The sequence below is a fragment of the Christiangramia sp. OXR-203 genome, assembly GCF_034372165.1.
In the GTDB taxonomy this organism is placed as follows: Bacteria; Bacteroidota; Bacteroidia; order Flavobacteriales; family Flavobacteriaceae; genus Christiangramia.
In genome coordinates this window covers 1696143-1711459 of sequence record NZ_CP139698.1, presented here as the reverse complement: position 1 = coordinate 1711459, position 15317 = coordinate 1696143, and the positions used below count along the sequence as shown (strand labels likewise).

The window sequence follows — 15317 nt, the reverse complement described above, 5'->3', positions numbered from 1 at the left end:
GCGACCTCGTTCAAAGTTTCGCCCTCTTTTCATTATTAATCCAATTAAACAAGATCAACATGAAAACCAAAGTTAATGAAATATCGATAAAATATCAGGGCAATTTTAAAATAAGCCAGGCACCTAAAATAACTTCTTCTCAAAGTGCTACCGAACTTTTATTCTGTTCCTGGAACAAGGATCAAATAGGGCTGCAGGAATGTTTTAAGGTTATGCTATTAAATAACGCTAATAAAGTCAAGGGAATATTTGAAGTTTCTACCGGCGGAATTACAGGTACCCTTGTAGATCTACGTATTTTATTTGCAGTTGTCTTAAAGTCATTGGCGGTGAATTTAATACTTGGACATAATCATCCGTCTGGAACCTTAAAACCAAGTGAAGCTGATAAAAGACTAACCGAAAAAATAAAAAATGCAGCGATCCTTTTTGATATTAAAGTCCTTGATCATCTTATAATAACTCCAGATGGCGACTATTTTAGTTTTGCCGATGAAGGTCTATTGTAAACAATCAAAAGCAGAATCTTAACCGGGTCTTAATTTTTAAGGCCCGGTTTTTATTTAAAAATTTCGCAATCAATTTACCCCATTTGTAAGATTAATTTAAGAAGACAAACTTCTGCTTCTTAAAAAATACAATTCATTATTCGTATTGCTCAAAGGCTATTAAATTCTGTTTGATAGTTTGAAATTTTTGTCCCTGCGGGACGAAAAGGCAAAGCAAGAGGATAACCCGTAAAGCGAGGTTATACATGCCTTTTCAGTTTTAAATAACTGTTTTTTAGACACTTATACAATACCTGAATTTTTAAAATTTTTCAATTTACTGTAAATGCCCTCGGAATTCCTGCAAAATGGTCAAGATTTACTGTAAGTGCTAAAATAAAAAGATGAATTATGGAAAAATTTACAAATATAACCATCAAGAAAAAAATCGCTCAGCGATTCATAAAATTTTCTAAGTCCTATTACAAGACTCATTCTGAAGCATTAACCGGTATGTTGGACTTTTTCTATTACAATGAAATCTCCCCTAAAGAAAATTTCGGCCCTACAGGAAGAAGGCTTGAAAATACTTTCAAGAAAAGAATAAATGCAGTAATCGCCATAATGAAGGATGTAGAAAAGAACAAAGCAAATCCTACACTTGCAATCTTGGAATCCCTTATGGAAGCCGCCGATCCCAAAAATAAAAATCAGATAAGGGATTATGAAGAAGATGATACTCATCCCGATTTCTACAAATAATTTATTATGTATATCACTATTTCAGCACAAAAATTAGGAGGGAATTATTCACCAAGTGTAGCAGACTATGTGGATTATTTGAAAAAAGAGAACCAGATGCCCGAACGAGAACAAGATCAAAAATTGGAAAATTTCTTTAACCAGTATGAAGATGATATAAGCCCGGAAGAAGTGATACAGCAAATAGATGCAAATACTTCTAAATTAAAGAAAATTGAACCCAAATTTTACTCTATTACTGTAAATCCATCTCAATATGAGCTTAGAAAACTGGGAGACAATAGTGAGGCTTTAAAACGCTATACAAGGGAACTTATGAAAGATTACGCTTCCTGCTTTAACCGTGAAATTAATGGTCGCCCAATTAGTGTTAACGATATAAAATATTATGCTAAGATCGAACATCATCGCACTTTTAAAGGAAACGATTTCCAGGTGAAGGAGAACCAGGTTTATGCTACTAAAATAATTCAATTAAAAAATGAAATCAAGAAAATACAAAAAGGTGAAAAAGAAGGAAGTATCAAGAAAATTGAGTTGGAAATTAATCGTCTGGAAAAGTCGGCTCCTCATCAACAGAACGGAAAGCGAATCGTACAGGGAATGCTCAAAGAAGGTAATCAAAGTCATATCCATATTATCGTAAGTCGAAAGGATATCTCGAACTCAGTCAGCCTGTCCCCGGGTAGCAAATACAAATCTTCTGAAGTTGAAATAAAAGGTAAGATGATAAAAAGAGGTTTTGACAGAGATGCATTCTTTCAGACGGCAGAAAAGACTTTTGATAAAAATTTCGGATACCAGCGTAATTTTGTGGAGACTTACCAGGCCCGTAAAACCTATATCCAAAATCCCAAGTTATATTTTTCAGCGGTAATTGGCCTTCCGGCTTCTGAAAAAGCCCTGGCATTGAAAATGCTCCGGGAAAGCGGGCTGCCTATGGTTCCGGTTATTCCGTTGTCTAAAGCTCAACTAACAGTAAAACTTATTAAAACTCTACAGAAAAACATAGGCGTTGCACTAAGATCCGGTTCAATTGGAATTTAATTCAGGCAAATATGGAAACCTTTAACCTCTATTCAATTATTTTTCTCCTTACTGCTGTAAGTATGATTTTTTATTGTGTCTATAAAATATCTGCTTACGCTTTCATCATCAATACTTTACTTACCGCTATTCTGCTTTGGGTAATTTTAGCCGTTACTCCATCATTTAATGAAATAGCCAAAGTAGCACTTTATTTAGGTTGCCCTTTAATTCTGGGCAATACGATAATGTATGTATTTCTGCCTAAAAAGGAAAAAACGAATATTCCTGCTAAATACGAAGTCCATTTCAAAACAATAAAATCAAAATTTAAAATCGGAAATATAAAGCGAGGAGTTTCTATTATTGGGGCTGCAGGGAGTGGCAAGACAGAAAGCGTTGTGTATAATTTGCTGGAACATTTCAGTAAGCATTCCTTTTGTGGGGTGATCCACGATTATAAGGATTACGAAATCACCGAAATGGCTTACCCCCTATTCAAAAACTCCCATATCCCATTTTACATTTTATCATTTGATAGAATTTTTCATCGTGTTAACCCCATCGCACCTAAGTATATGGAAAATGAAGAGGATATAAATGAAGTATCCCGTGTGCTGTTGGAAAACTTGTTAGAACAAAAGGAAACAGGCGCTACAGGTACCGGTAAATTTTTTAATGATGCTGCTCAGGGATTGATTAGCGGTTTGATCTGGAAATTGAAAGTTTCATTTCCGCAATACTGTACCCTGCCCCACCTTATAGCTGTTTATCAATATCTAAATACCGATGAGCTTATTGGTTTTTTAAAATCGAACCAGACTTCAAGGGCCTTTGCGGATGCATTTATTAGCGGAAAGGACTCCGAGAGGCAAACCGCCGGAGTAAAAAGTACACTTTCGAACGCTCTTATGAAGATTAGCAGCAAACGTATTTTCATGGCACTTGCAGCCGATGATATCCCGCTCAATATTAATGCTTCTCAAAACCCGGCCGTAATCGCTTTGGTAAATAATCCGAAATATGACACGGTTTACTCCCCAATTATAGCAACGGTCATGCACACCGTCGTAAAGCAGATGAGCGTTCGTCATGCCCAGCCATCTTTCCTACTTATTGAGGAGGCACCCACCATTAGATTATTGAATATGCATCGCGTTCCCGCCACTTTAAGAAGCTATGACATCGCAACAATTTATGTGATGCAGGATAAGGTACAGAACGATATGATGTATGGAGATAAAGCCAGCAAAGCGATATTGAGCAACTTATCCTATCAATTTTTCGGTAAAGTAAACGACCCCGATACCGCAAGGTATTACGAACGTTTTTTTGAAATTATAAAAGATGAAACAAAAACGGTGATGCGCGGCACGGGATTGGATTTTGACACGAAAATTTCTACCGGTGAAAAGGAGATTTATAAAGTTCGCGCCAACACTTTTTTTGGATTAAAACAAGGTGAATTTATTACCTATGCCGACGGAAAAGATGAAAAGATTTATTTCCAACATCAAAATATTCAAAGGCAACTGCCAAAAAATGATCAGTTTTTTTCAGAAGACGAAATCAATGCGAATTATATTAAAATATACCGGGAGGTTCGACTCATGTGTAAGAATGAAAAACCTATTAAAAAATAGCTCATAATAATAAAATATGGATTTATTCTTATTTTATGGATAATATCCTTTTAATAACTTTGTGGAATGATTGAGATATTTAAAATTTCATTATTCCCCATTTCTTATGTTCGCCCTTTTATTGGTGGAATAACTGCCGGATTTCCCTCTCCTGCCGATGATCATTTGGATTCCAATATAGACTTGAATATAGAATTAATTAAAGATAAGGATGCTACCTTTTTTGGAAGAGTTCAGGGTGATTCCATGACCGGAGCCGGCATAGACCATGGAGATCTTCTTATCATAAATAAAAGTTTAGAACCCAGAAATGGAAAGATTGCAGTTTGTTTTATAGATGGAGAGTTTACCGTCAAAAGAATAAAGATAGAAAAGGAAATTGTCTGGCTACTTGCTGAAAACAAAAATTACCCTCCTATTAAGGTAGGTAAGGATAATGATTTTCTTATTTGGGGGATTGTAACCAACGTGATAAAATATTTTTAATGTACGCCCTGATAGACTGCAACAACTTTTATGCTTCCTGCGAAAGGGTTTTCAATCCTAGTTTAAATAATAAACCTGTGGTGGTACTTTCGAATAATGATGGATGTGTAATAGCCCGCAGTAATGAAGCAAAGGCTTTAAATATTCCTATGGGTGCACCAGCCTTTCACTATGAAAAGATTTTTAATGAGAACAATGTGCATGTTTTCTCCTCTAATTATGCGCTTTATGGCGATATGAGTAACCGGGTGATGAATATTCTTTCTAACTATACACCCGATATTGAAATTTATTCCATAGATGAAGCATTCCTGTTATTCGACGGGTTTAGTGAATTTTTCGATTTGGAGAAATACAGTAAAGATATTATTCAGAAAGTCAAGATTTCTACCGGAATACCTCTCAGTATTGGAATAGCTCCTACGAAAGCCCTGGCAAAGGTTGCTAATAAAATTGCAAAGAAATTCTCAGACCGCACCGAGGGAGTGTATGTTATAGACACTGATGAAAAAAGGATAAAAGCCCTGAAATGGACTAAAATAGGTGATGTATGGGGAATTGGAAGACAACATGAAAAACGACTGCTAAAATTGAATATTGATGATGCTTATAAATTCACCCAATTACCAGATGAATATGTAAGGAAAGATATGAGTATTGTAGGATTAAGGCTTAAAAAGGATTTATCGGGTCTTCCCACCTTAGCTCTGGAGGAGGTTTCAACCAAAAAAAATATCGCTGTTACCAGGGCTTTTGAGAAAATGTATTCAAATTACAATGATTTAAGAGAAAGAGTATCTACTTATGCCGTTAAAGCAGCTGAAAAACTTCGTCGCCAGAATTCTAACTGTGCTTTAATACATGTTTTTTTACTCACAAATCCATTTCGAATGGATCTGCCACAGTATCGAGCAAATATTACTTTGCATACCCCCTTCCCCACTAATTCCAGTATAGTTTTAATAAAAACTGCCTTGCTTGGACTATCTAAAATCTATAAGCAGGGATATCAATACAAGAAAGCCGGAATTATTGTAATGGACCTTACTCCTGAAAACCAGCGGCAATTTGATTTATTTACCAGCGAAGATCCAAGACATCAGATCTTAATGAAAACCATTGACCACTTAAATAAATCAGAAAACGGAAAAATAAAATTTGGTAGCCAGGATCTTGGCCGCACCTGGAAAATGAAGCGGGAAAGACTTTCTAAGAGATATTCAACCCGGCTTGATGAAGTAATTATTGTGAAAGCTTAATTTAATTCACATGATACCTGGTTATTAAAGATTCATCTTCACTGCCATCCGCTAATAATAATTCCCTTTCAATGAGGTAGACTACACCTTCCCTATCACCTATGACTCTAAAAAGGCTTTCTAACCTGACATTATCAAAAATCAAAAAAGTATAAAAGGTTCTGATTAATTTATTTTCGTTTTTCGAAATGTTTACTTCAGGATCTATTTTATCCCAAATTTCAATATCTGTGTCTCCTTCTTTTTGGTATGTTTTGATTAAAATCGAGTTATCTTTAAGGATAATCTCCCTGTCTATCCATTTATAAGGTGATGTTGCAGAGGCTGGAACTGTGATCAATTCAGTTAATTTGGAACTGAATGTAGCCTGCCCCCAGGAAACGGAAGCTACACCAAAAAGAAAACTGAAAAATAACGCTCTCATTTAAAACATATTAATTTACGCGTAATTATCTCTTTTTATTCACCATTAAATTAAGCTACATATTTTTCTGAAAATCAAGTTAAAAGAAAAATAATTAAACTGTAGTTGTGTAAATTTAATACTGAAAATTACTATAAAATCCTTTTCCAATATGGAACGTTTAACTAAACCAATTGCTGAAATTGAATTAAAAAGCGGCGCTCATTTTGATTTAGCGGAAATTTACGATTCAACTAACCAAGGTAATTTATATATTATCCCCTCCGATAACCAGCGATATATTTATCCGGCTAAGGAAGTGCCAAAACTTCCCAAAGGTCAAATCTTTCCATGCATAGTTCTGGCAGGTGAAGCCGAATTAATTGGATATAAAGCTCAGTGCATAGATGATGGTGGAGGTAATAATTACCTTGTAGAATTAATTAGTGAAGACGGAATGCTGATTGAATATACTCAGGAACAAATAATAGAATTCAGTAATTCCTAATTTCGCTATAAATTGGATGCTATTCTATTTACATTTTGCAGCTGAAAAACTTTGTCGCCAGGATTCCAACCGCGTTTAATTCGTCGTTTTTTTACTAATCCCTTTCGGCCGGAACTCCCTCAATATCATGCAAATACTAATTTACCCCCCTTCCCTACTAATTCCAGTATTTTTTTGATAAAAACTGCATTACATGGACTATTTAAAATCTTCAGGCAGGGACATAAATACAATTTAGTTGAATCAAGTTAATGGGGCTAACCCCTGAAATTCAGCTGCAATCAGATTTATTTACCAATTAAGATGGGAGTAAGATCTTAAGGAAAACTATTGACAATTTAAATAAAACGAAAAAGTAAAATTTGATAACAAGGATTTGAGATAGGAAACATTTTTAAGAAATACGCCACTAAATTAAATTTTCATTTAAAAATGCGTGAACTTCAAAAATAAGATTACACTTCATTAAATATATAATTAAATCAAAACAGATATTTTTTACAAGTTTTAACATCCTGATTCTTTTTCCTAAATTGTACGGCAATTAACAACCCCTACATTGTTAAGGATTGCAAGACCTTTAGCCTAAAGGAAGTTTGTGATGCTTTTTAGTATATAAATACTTCATAACCTTATGAATAAAAAAGAATTGCTCGATAAAGTAAAAAGCCTGGAAGGTTTGTCTACCGAAGAAAAAGCCTATCTCATCAACCTGGTAAATACCAAAAAGAAATATGGGCTGGTTTGGGAAGATAAGCAGGAAGATGTGGAAGAACAACTGCGCACCCACCTGCCGGTTTTAAAAGAGGTGAAAGAACGAGCCATTATTAATGATACCGAAAAAGAAAAGCATCCCAATCATATTCTTATTGAAGGTGATAATTTACACGCCTTAACTTCCTTAACCTTTACTCACGAAGGAGAGATTGATCTGATCTATATAGACCCTCCATATAATACTGGAAAAAAGGATGACTTTAAATATAATGATAACTATGTAGATAAAGAAGATGCTTTCCGTCACAGCAAGTGGCTCTCTTTTATGAGTAAAAGATTAGAAATAGCAAAAAAGTTATTAAGCAATGACGGGGTTATATTTTGTTCAATTGGAGATGATGAAATAGCTCAACTAACTCTTTTGTTTAATGAAATATTTACAGAGCAAAACCAATTGGGGATAGTTGCAAGAGTAGCAAAAACAGCAGGAGATAAAGGCAGTTACTTTGCTCCCAGTAAGGATTATGTTTTAGCATATTCTAAAAACAGACAAATACTGTCTGCTTTTATGGATGAAGTTAATGAAGGTCTATTTAAAAAAATTGAAAAAGATGGACCTAGAAAAGGAGAAGCATATAGAGATGATGTTGCTTTTTACCAATCTTCGTTAGATCCTATGCGAGGCTGCACGAATCAAAGATATTTTATTAAATGTCCTGATGGCTCATTTGTCATACCACCCGGAAATATTTTTCCGGACAGAATTGAAGATGGAGCAAAAATACCTCCAAAAACTGGTGAAGATAAAGTCTGGAGATGGTCTCAAGCCACATATGAAGAAAAAAAGCACTTGTTAGTTTTTAAGAAATCTAAACAAACTCCTTTATTAAATCAGGAAGGCAACCAAGCTAAATATAATATTTACACGAAAAGTTATTTAGCCGACAGGTCAAAAAAAGGAAAATCACCACGAGATTACAATGACAATTTTATTAATAGGAAAGGAGCTGACTTTATTAAGCAATATGATCTCGATTTTAACTATTCAAAGCCTTTTGAACTTGTAAGATATTTAATTAAAATCACAGGTAAACCAAAAGACATTAAAGTCTTAGACTTTTTTGCCGGAAGCGGCACAACACTTCAAGCAATTCTGTCCCTCAATGATAGTGATAACGGTTTTAGGAATTGTATTATTTCCACGAATAATGAGGCTAATATTTGTGACGAAGTAACCTATCCTAGGACTAAAAGAATAATCAATAAATACGTTAATAAAAAAGGTAAAGAAATGCCTTTCTATCCAAAAAACAATCTTCGTTATTATAAAACCGATTTTATAGAACGCGAAACCAGCCTTACCAATAAACGTAAACTCACGCAACTATCTACCGAGTTGCTTTGTATTAAAGAAAATTGCTATACCGAAGTGACTTCCCAACTGGAAAGCACCAGTTGGCATAAGTTCTTTACTAACGGCACCGGGAATTATGTGTATGTGATCTATGACGATATGTATATTGAAGATGGGGTAACTCATCTAAGCAGGTTTATTGAGAATAATCCCGAAGCCCAAATTAAAGTATACGTCTTTGCCAATGGCCCCTACCCATATACCGAGGAGTTTGAGGCGATTGCTGAAAATATAGAACTAGCCGCCCTGCCAGATGCCATTTATAAGGCCTATCAAAATATTTTACCAAAACAAAACAAGGAGTTCATCCCGGAATTGGAAGAAGAATCCCCCGTTGAATTTGACCAATAAGCAATGATCCAACTAAAACAATATCAGGAAAAGGCGGTTAATCGCCTCCTGGAAGATACTTACCAGCTACTAAAACAACCCGGCACTCGCAAACGTATGGTTTTAAAGGCTCCCACAGGAGCCGGTAAAACCGTTACGATGTCGGCATTTCTTAATCAATTGGCTACCGAACTACCGGACAAACTAGAAATACACAAAAGAAAGGTAGCCTTTATCTGGTTTGCACCTAACCAGCTGCATTTACAGTCTTACCAGGCGTTAAAAGATTATTTTAAAGAACTGCGTACCATCAAACCTATTCAGTTTGAAGATGTAACAGATAATTGCTTGAAACCTAATGAGGTCTTGTTCCTTAACTGGCAATCGGTTAATAAAAAGAACAATCTCTATATCAAGGAAAATGAGCAGGAAAAAGACCTGAAGAAATTCATTTATCAGGCAATGCTTAATGATACCGAGATCATTTGTATTCTGGATGAAGCTCATTACCACGCCGATGGTAAAAAAGCACAGGCGTTATTGAGGGATTTAAATGCCAAGATCGAAATTGATGTTTCCGCGACTCCCACTTATAAGTCAGATTACGGTCATACCATAAAAAGGCAGGAAGTGATCGATGCCGAGATGATTAAAAAGAATGTGGTTTTAAATCCAAAATTAGATCATCACGAACAACAAGGCAGAAGTTTGAACCAGGTTTTGCTGGAAGAGGCTTTAAAGAAACGGGAGGAAATTGCCCAGGCCTATAAGGACCAGGGGAGTGATATCAACCCATTACTGCTTATTCAGCTTCCAAACGATAATAAGACGGAAAGTGCTTTGGATAAAAAGATGATCGAGGAAGTGGAAACTTTTCTGGATTATAAAGGCACTACTACTCAGAATAATAAACTGGCAGTTTGGTTAAGCAACGAAAAGACCAATCTGGAAGGCATAGAAGCTAAAGACTCTTTTACGGAAGTATTATTATTTAAACAGGCCATTGCCTTAGGCTGGGATTGTCCCCGGGCATCAGTCTTATTGATTTACAGGGAAATTAACCAGGAAACCTTCGGAATTCAGACTGTTGGAAGGATTCTGAGAATGCCAGAGCAAAAGCATTATTCAAATCCTATTTTAAACAATGGCTATGTATATACCAACCTAAGCAAAGATCTTATTAAGATCGTGCAGGAGGATATTGATTATATAGTTCAGAATAAGGCAAAACGCATAGAGACTTATGAAGAGATCGCATTAAAGTCATTTTATGTGAATTCCAAAGTTGTGCGTAACCGTTTAGGTTCAGACTTTAGAAAGGTGTTTTATGCCTCAGCTGAGACTAATTGGAATGTAACCCTCGATCCTTCTAAGACCGGAGGGAAAGGTCTATATCATTTCAATAGAGAAAAATTAATTGAAAGAGGGATTGAGACCAATATCGATAAAATTGAAATCTCTGTTCCCAAGGATGTGCAGATAGCTGCTGAGGTTGGAGTAACCCTTGTCGAAGATAAAGAGCGTTTCGCCAAGACTCAGGGAGAACTGGATATTTTATTCAGGCAATTTTGTCGGGAACACGTAGGTGGTTTTGCAAAGGTAGATTCCACTCCGCAAATGGAAATGGCTTTAAAATTATTCTTTGAATCTTATTTCCAGATCGCGGAATTTGAAGCGGTAAAGATCATTTTGTTTGAATACAATAAACCCAAATTTGTTGCCCTGATTGACAAGGCCTTGGAAGACTATCAAGCTAAACTTCATAAAAAAGCCACTGAAACTTCCAGAAGGGTAGAGCAAAATGATTGGGAGGTGCCTGAAGAACGTATTTATAATGAATATTACAATCCACGCGATACCGAAAATCACGCCCTGGAACCTTTTTATGAACAGTACAATGCCAGTAAACCCGAAGTGCGATTTGTAGATTTTCTCCAAACTCATAAAGAGCATATAGAATGGTGGTACAAGAATGGAGAAAATACCAAGGAACATTTCGCGGTACCCTATGAAAATAGAAAAGGCCTCACCAGCGGGTTTTATGTAGACTTCGTCATTAAGCTTAAAGACGGCACCATAGCTCTGTTTGATACTAAAACCTTGGGATCTGAAGAAGAATTTGTGGCCAAGCACAATGCGATGGTAGACTATCTTGATGAAAATACTTCTGAAGAGCAACCTCTTATCGGAGGAATAATAGTTCCCCGAAGTTCTACTGATTATAGTGTCTGGAAATATTGTGAGAATAAAATCGAAAACAACCACGATTCCACAGGCTGGACCGCTTTTGAACCTTCAGCTATAACCGCCAAAAACTAAATTATGAGTAAAAAAGGACTTGATACTTTGTTTGTGCATTACGGCATTCGCCGGGAAGATATGCAGGTAATCGAAGCGCTTTGTAATGAATATGAAGTAGACTTTGACTGGCTTCAGGAAGACATTCTGAAGTTATATCACGAAAAGAAAATCAGGAATGAAGATCTTGACGAAAAAGCCCTAAAAAAAGTATTGGAAAAAGCATTGCAAAAAATTTAGTCCTATGCTCATTAAGAAAATCAAAGCCAAAAACTTCAAGACCTATTTGAATTTAGATCTTGATATCGCTACAGATCCTGACAAACCCATAGTGCTCATCGGTGGAGCTAACGGGGGAGGAAAAACAACCTTTTTTGATGCTATTTATGGAGCCTTATATGGATTGAATATCTCCGGGAAACAGCATTTTGTGGAATTATTAAATGCCGGAGCCTTACATGAGGTGGAGAAAAAAATTGAACTGGAAATTCATTTTGCCGGAAAGGTCTTAAATGAGGATCAAAGTTATGTGCTTCACCGTGAGTATATGCTAAATTCTGCAAAGAAAGTGGTAGAGGGTGTAAGACTTAATATGAACGGAACTATTTTCTCCTACGGAAGCGCTACCCCACCCACCCAAAGAGCCGAACAGGAAGCTCAGGTAAATAAGATTATCAAGGCAAACCTTCCGGAGGAATTGAGTAAGTATTTTTTATTCGACGCAATGGAAGCCGGAAACCTTTTAAAGGAAGATCGCTTAAAGCGTGTGATTAAGGAAAATATTGAGAACGCGATGGGCTTCAATAAATACCTTTCTTTAGCCAAAGCTGCGGAAGCTCTTACCCAGGATTATACTGCTCAAAGTCTCGAATTGGAAAAGGAAAAGCAGGAATATCTGGCAATAGTTGAGGAGAAAAAAGCTAAGGAAGAGGAAATAAAAAAATTAGATGAGGAACATCAGGAGGCTATAGATTATTCGGTTTCTAATCAGGAGGTCTACGATAATTTAAAAGCGGGGCTTAACCAGGAGTCTACTCTTAAAAATAAAATCAATAGCCTTGAATCTCAGATGGATCAGCTGCAAGAAAAGGAAAAATCTTACCGAAGCGATTTGAGCGATTTTAACGGGAACCTTGAAACACATATTTTACTTCCTAAACTGGCTCAGGCTTTTAAAAATCAGGTTTCCCTAATCCTTAAGGAGAATGCTGAAAATGAGCAATCGGCCAAAGAAAAACTCTCGGAACCTTTTCTTCAGGAAATCTTATCCAAAGCGGTTAATTATTTAAGTGGTAAAGGTTATAAGCTTTCAGGGGTTTCAGTTGCTGAAGTAGCTGAATCAGTTTTAAAAGAATTGAAATCAGAAAAGAAATCATCAAAATATGACTTTTTTGAATCAGCTGAAATAAAAGCGCTTGAAAAGCTGGTAAACGATCCTTATTACAATCCTTATCCGGCATTACACAAAAGAAAAGCTGAATTGGATTTAGCGATTAAAAATGCTCAAAAAACTCAACAGGAACTTGAAGGCCTAAAGGCGCAGGTCTCTGGTAAAGATTATTCCTTTATACAGCAGTTTGAGGATAATGAAGCTAAGATTAAAACCTTAAAAGTAGAACTTGATAATCAGAGAGGGGAATTAGAAAAACTGGAACGAAAAATTCACCAGTATGATATCCCTACCACCGAAGAGCCAGATCCTAAATTTGAAAGATTAAAAAAGCTGCAGCCTTTATTTGAGAAAATTGCCAATACACTTTTAAAGAGTAAAAAGGAACAGATTCAGGTGCGGATGAAAGAAGATCTTAATGCTAATCTGGAAGCATACAGGGATGTTATAAGTAAAGTCGAACTTTCGGAAGACTTGAAAAACCTAAACTTTAAATTATTCCATAAAGCTGGAAATGAAATTTATCTAAGTCAGTTAAATACGGCATCAACTCAGGTAGTAGTTCAGGTATTATTAAAATCGCTACACGAGTTTGGTGATTATGATCCACCGGTAATGATAGATACTGTAATGGGAGTTCTGGATGAAAAAAGCAGAAGTACTTTACTTGAAAATTACTTCCCAACACTTTCCCATCAAACTATTTTGTTGAGTTCAGATAGCGAAATAAGACCAGAGTCAGATTTGCCAAAAATCGAACCCTTTATTTCAAAAGTCTTTACTCTGGAAAGAGACAAGGAATTACAGAAAACAGAAGTTACAGAGGGATATTTTAATTACGAAATAGCGGAATAATGGAAAATCTTTCACTAAATAACATAAGGCAAAGCGAAGGTTTAATTGAAAAGCTGACACCACTTAAGAATAAGTTAGAACAAAAGCTAAATCTTAAAGAATATAAATACGATACAAAACCCTTAAATATCAGTAATAATACCCTCCAGCGCTTTGCTTTGGCTGCAGGTCTAACCTTATCTGATAAAAGGAGAATAGACGAAATAGAGGAAGTTCCAATATCTAAAACAGGATTGCGAATACACGAAACCACTTTTTCTAAATTTCATTTACAGAATACCTGGGTTTCCTTATTGAAATTAAGATATCACCAATTTGAAGATTTAGATTGGGAAAGTCAGGCTTTTAAAAGCCGGGTGGTGAACTACGAAATGCTGAGAGGCTTAGATCATCTTTTAAGAGATGATAATTTAGAAGAGTGGTTAAATGTATCAGCCAACGAATCAAAAGCTAGTTTTGGTGAAATTCCTGAATTAAAACTAAACATAGGTTCTTATGCAGATGATATAGCCGCCACGCTTGACTTAAACAGCAGGAATATACCTAATACTCAAATTTTAATTGCAGGTACTACTGGTTCTGGAAAATCGAATTTACTGGCTGTATTAATGCGTGAGATGCGAAGTCTGACTGTAGATACATCCTATCCTGTAAACTTCTTATTCTTTGATTATAAGGGCGAGTTTTCCGATCCGGCAAACAGAGCCTGGTTTTCCCATTTTGAAATAGATGATTCGGCAATATTAGATCCGATTCGGGAGCCATTACCATTTTCTCCCTTTAAGGATTTCAGTGGTAAAACCCAGAATGAAATTAACCTCTATGCTACCCAACTAGCCAATGCACTTTGCGCAATAGATAACACCCGTATAAGTGCAAATATGAGCAACAGACTTTCTGAAGCTGTAATTGAAGCTTATAAAACCACTCATAATAGGCCGGTAACTTTCGAGCTTATTTTGCAAGAATATCAAAATTTGCAAACCGAGAAAGACCGTCAGAAGGATGATAGTATCAAGTCAGTACTTAAGCAGCTGATTAGAAACAATTTGTTTTCAGATGTAGACTCAATAGACCTTGTAAAGGATAGCTATATAGTGAATATGAGCAATTTCCCTAAAGACGGTCCTTTAGCAAAAGCAATTGTTTACTTTATAATTTCCAAGCTGAACACTATTTATGAGACCCTGCCTAAGCAAGCTGTTAGTGATGAATGTGTAGAAATAAGGCACTTTACAATAATTGACGAAGCGCATTATATGCTTGATTTTGACAATAAACCTTTGCGGGACCTTATTGCCGTAGGAAGAAATAAAGGCTTGAGCATTATCCTGGCTACTCAAAATATGGATGCCTATAAATCTAAATATTTCGATTTTTATGCAAATGCTCAGTATCCATTGATTATGAAACAGCAATCGATAGCCGATGCTGTGATTAAGGATTTATTCGGGGTTTCTGGTAATGAGTTCCAGGAAATAAAAGAAGCAATTTCAAGTCTTGCCCTTGGAGAACTAATAATCAAAAACCCGACGGCTGTAGCCTTGGGAATGGGTAAAAAATACAAGAAAATTAAAACTAACCACCTAATATAAAAAAGATGACTTAGGTCTTATCAGAAATGTTTATAAGTTCTAATCCAAGGAATTTTTTTACTTAAAATTTGAATCATTTTTCATATATGTAAAAAAATGAATGAGCCTTTTTTAACTTTCACTCAGTTTTAAAATTTCCGTAA

Annotated in this window: 13 protein-coding genes; 12 read left to right on the top strand and 1 reads right to left on the bottom strand. The window is 35.8% G+C overall.

Going from position 1 to position 15317, the window contains the following annotated elements; genetic code table 11:
• Window positions 1–59 precede the first annotated feature (59 nt).
• The 6 genes from T8I65_RS07755 to T8I65_RS07730 all read left to right on the top strand — a co-directional run bounded on the left by T8I65_RS07755 (window position 60) and on the right by T8I65_RS07730 (window position 5664).
• The gene (locus T8I65_RS07755; RefSeq protein WP_322300155.1) at window positions 60–509 is read left to right on the top strand and encodes a JAB domain-containing protein; all 450 of its coding nucleotides are present in this window, start codon (window positions 60–62) and stop codon (window positions 507–509) included.
• A 390-nt stretch (window positions 510–899) separates the two neighbouring features.
• Window positions 900–1250, top strand: a complete 351-nt coding sequence (locus T8I65_RS07750) for a BfmA/BtgA family mobilization protein (protein WP_322300154.1) — start codon at window positions 900–902, stop codon at window positions 1248–1250.
• A gap of 6 nt (window positions 1251–1256) precedes the next feature.
• Entirely contained in the window at window positions 1257–2297 is a 1041-nt protein-coding gene (gene mobB / locus T8I65_RS07745) for a MobB family relaxase (protein ID WP_322300153.1), read from the top strand.
• An 11-nt stretch (window positions 2298–2308) separates the two neighbouring features.
• Window positions 2309–3919 carry a type IV secretory system conjugative DNA transfer family protein gene (locus T8I65_RS07740; protein WP_322300152.1) on the top strand — a complete coding sequence of 537 codons (1611 nt, stop codon included), beginning with the start codon at window positions 2309–2311 and terminating at the stop codon, window positions 3917–3919.
• A 66-nt stretch (window positions 3920–3985) separates the two neighbouring features.
• On the top strand, window positions 3986–4405 hold the full coding sequence (locus T8I65_RS07735; protein WP_322300151.1) for a translesion error-prone DNA polymerase V autoproteolytic subunit: 420 nt from the start codon (window positions 3986–3988) through the stop codon (window positions 4403–4405).
• The gene (locus tag T8I65_RS07730; RefSeq protein ID WP_322300150.1) at window positions 4405–5664 is read left to right on the top strand and encodes a Y-family DNA polymerase; all 1260 of its coding nucleotides are present in this window, start codon (window positions 4405–4407) and stop codon (window positions 5662–5664) included. The genes T8I65_RS07735 and T8I65_RS07730 overlap by 1 nt, the downstream gene beginning before the upstream one ends.
• 1 nt (window position 5665) lies before the next feature.
• Here the strand turns inward: T8I65_RS07730 and T8I65_RS07725 are convergent, their stop codons facing one another.
• A complete protein-coding gene (locus T8I65_RS07725; RefSeq protein ID WP_322300149.1) occupies window positions 5666–6088 on the bottom strand; it encodes a hypothetical protein in 423 nt (140 codons plus the stop codon).
• Between the two features lie 151 nt (window positions 6089–6239).
• On the opposite strand from T8I65_RS07725, the gene T8I65_RS07720 reads away from it, so the two are divergent.
• From T8I65_RS07720 to T8I65_RS07695, 6 genes are all read left to right on the top strand, one after another.
• Window positions 6240–6575, top strand: coding sequence for a hypothetical protein (locus tag T8I65_RS07720; RefSeq protein ID WP_322300148.1), 336 nt, complete (start codon window positions 6240–6242; stop codon window positions 6573–6575).
• Window positions 6576–7209: 634 nt separating this feature from the next.
• Entirely contained in the window at window positions 7210–9057 is a 1848-nt protein-coding gene (locus T8I65_RS07715) for a site-specific DNA-methyltransferase (RefSeq protein ID WP_322300147.1), read from the top strand.
• Window positions 9058–9060: 3 nt separating this feature from the next.
• Entirely contained in the window at window positions 9061–11355 is a 2295-nt protein-coding gene (locus T8I65_RS07710; RefSeq protein ID WP_322300146.1) for a DEAD/DEAH box helicase, read from the top strand.
• Between the two features lie 3 nt (window positions 11356–11358).
• Window positions 11359–11574 carry a DNA modification system-associated small protein gene (locus T8I65_RS07705; RefSeq protein WP_322300145.1) on the top strand — a complete coding sequence of 72 codons (216 nt, stop codon included), beginning with the start codon at window positions 11359–11361 and terminating at the stop codon, window positions 11572–11574.
• 4 nt (window positions 11575–11578) lie between these two features.
• Window positions 11579–13579, top strand: a complete 2001-nt coding sequence (locus T8I65_RS07700) for an AAA family ATPase (RefSeq protein WP_322300144.1) — start codon at window positions 11579–11581, stop codon at window positions 13577–13579.
• On the top strand, window positions 13579–15174 hold the full coding sequence (locus tag T8I65_RS07695) for an ATP-binding protein (RefSeq protein WP_322302770.1): 1596 nt from the start codon (window positions 13579–13581) through the stop codon (window positions 15172–15174). Before T8I65_RS07700 ends, T8I65_RS07695 begins: the two co-directional genes overlap by 1 nt.
• Window positions 15175–15317 lie beyond the last annotated feature (143 nt).

Coding starts and splice junctions, on each gene's coding strand:
- T8I65_RS07755 (WP_322300155.1), top strand. CDS start 60: ATGAAAACCAAAGTTAATGAAATATCGATAAAATATCAGGGCAATTTT.
- T8I65_RS07750 (WP_322300154.1), top strand. CDS start 900: ATGGAAAAATTTACAAATATAACCATCAAGAAAAAAATCGCTCAGCGA.
- mobB (WP_322300153.1), top strand. CDS start 1,257: ATGTATATCACTATTTCAGCACAAAAATTAGGAGGGAATTATTCACCA.
- T8I65_RS07740 (WP_322300152.1), top strand. CDS start 2,309: ATGGAAACCTTTAACCTCTATTCAATTATTTTTCTCCTTACTGCTGTA.
- T8I65_RS07735 (WP_322300151.1), top strand. CDS start 3,986: ATGATTGAGATATTTAAAATTTCATTATTCCCCATTTCTTATGTTCGC.
- T8I65_RS07730 (WP_322300150.1), top strand. CDS start 4,405: ATGTACGCCCTGATAGACTGCAACAACTTTTATGCTTCCTGCGAAAGG.
- T8I65_RS07725 (WP_322300149.1), bottom strand. CDS start 6,088: ATGAGAGCGTTATTTTTCAGTTTTCTTTTTGGTGTAGCTTCCGTTTCC.
- T8I65_RS07720 (WP_322300148.1), top strand. CDS start 6,240: ATGGAACGTTTAACTAAACCAATTGCTGAAATTGAATTAAAAAGCGGC.
- T8I65_RS07715 (WP_322300147.1), top strand. CDS start 7,210: ATGAATAAAAAAGAATTGCTCGATAAAGTAAAAAGCCTGGAAGGTTTG.
- T8I65_RS07710 (WP_322300146.1), top strand. CDS start 9,061: ATGATCCAACTAAAACAATATCAGGAAAAGGCGGTTAATCGCCTCCTG.
- T8I65_RS07705 (WP_322300145.1), top strand. CDS start 11,359: ATGAGTAAAAAAGGACTTGATACTTTGTTTGTGCATTACGGCATTCGC.
- T8I65_RS07700 (WP_322300144.1), top strand. CDS start 11,579: ATGCTCATTAAGAAAATCAAAGCCAAAAACTTCAAGACCTATTTGAAT.
- T8I65_RS07695 (WP_322302770.1), top strand. CDS start 13,579: ATGGAAAATCTTTCACTAAATAACATAAGGCAAAGCGAAGGTTTAATT.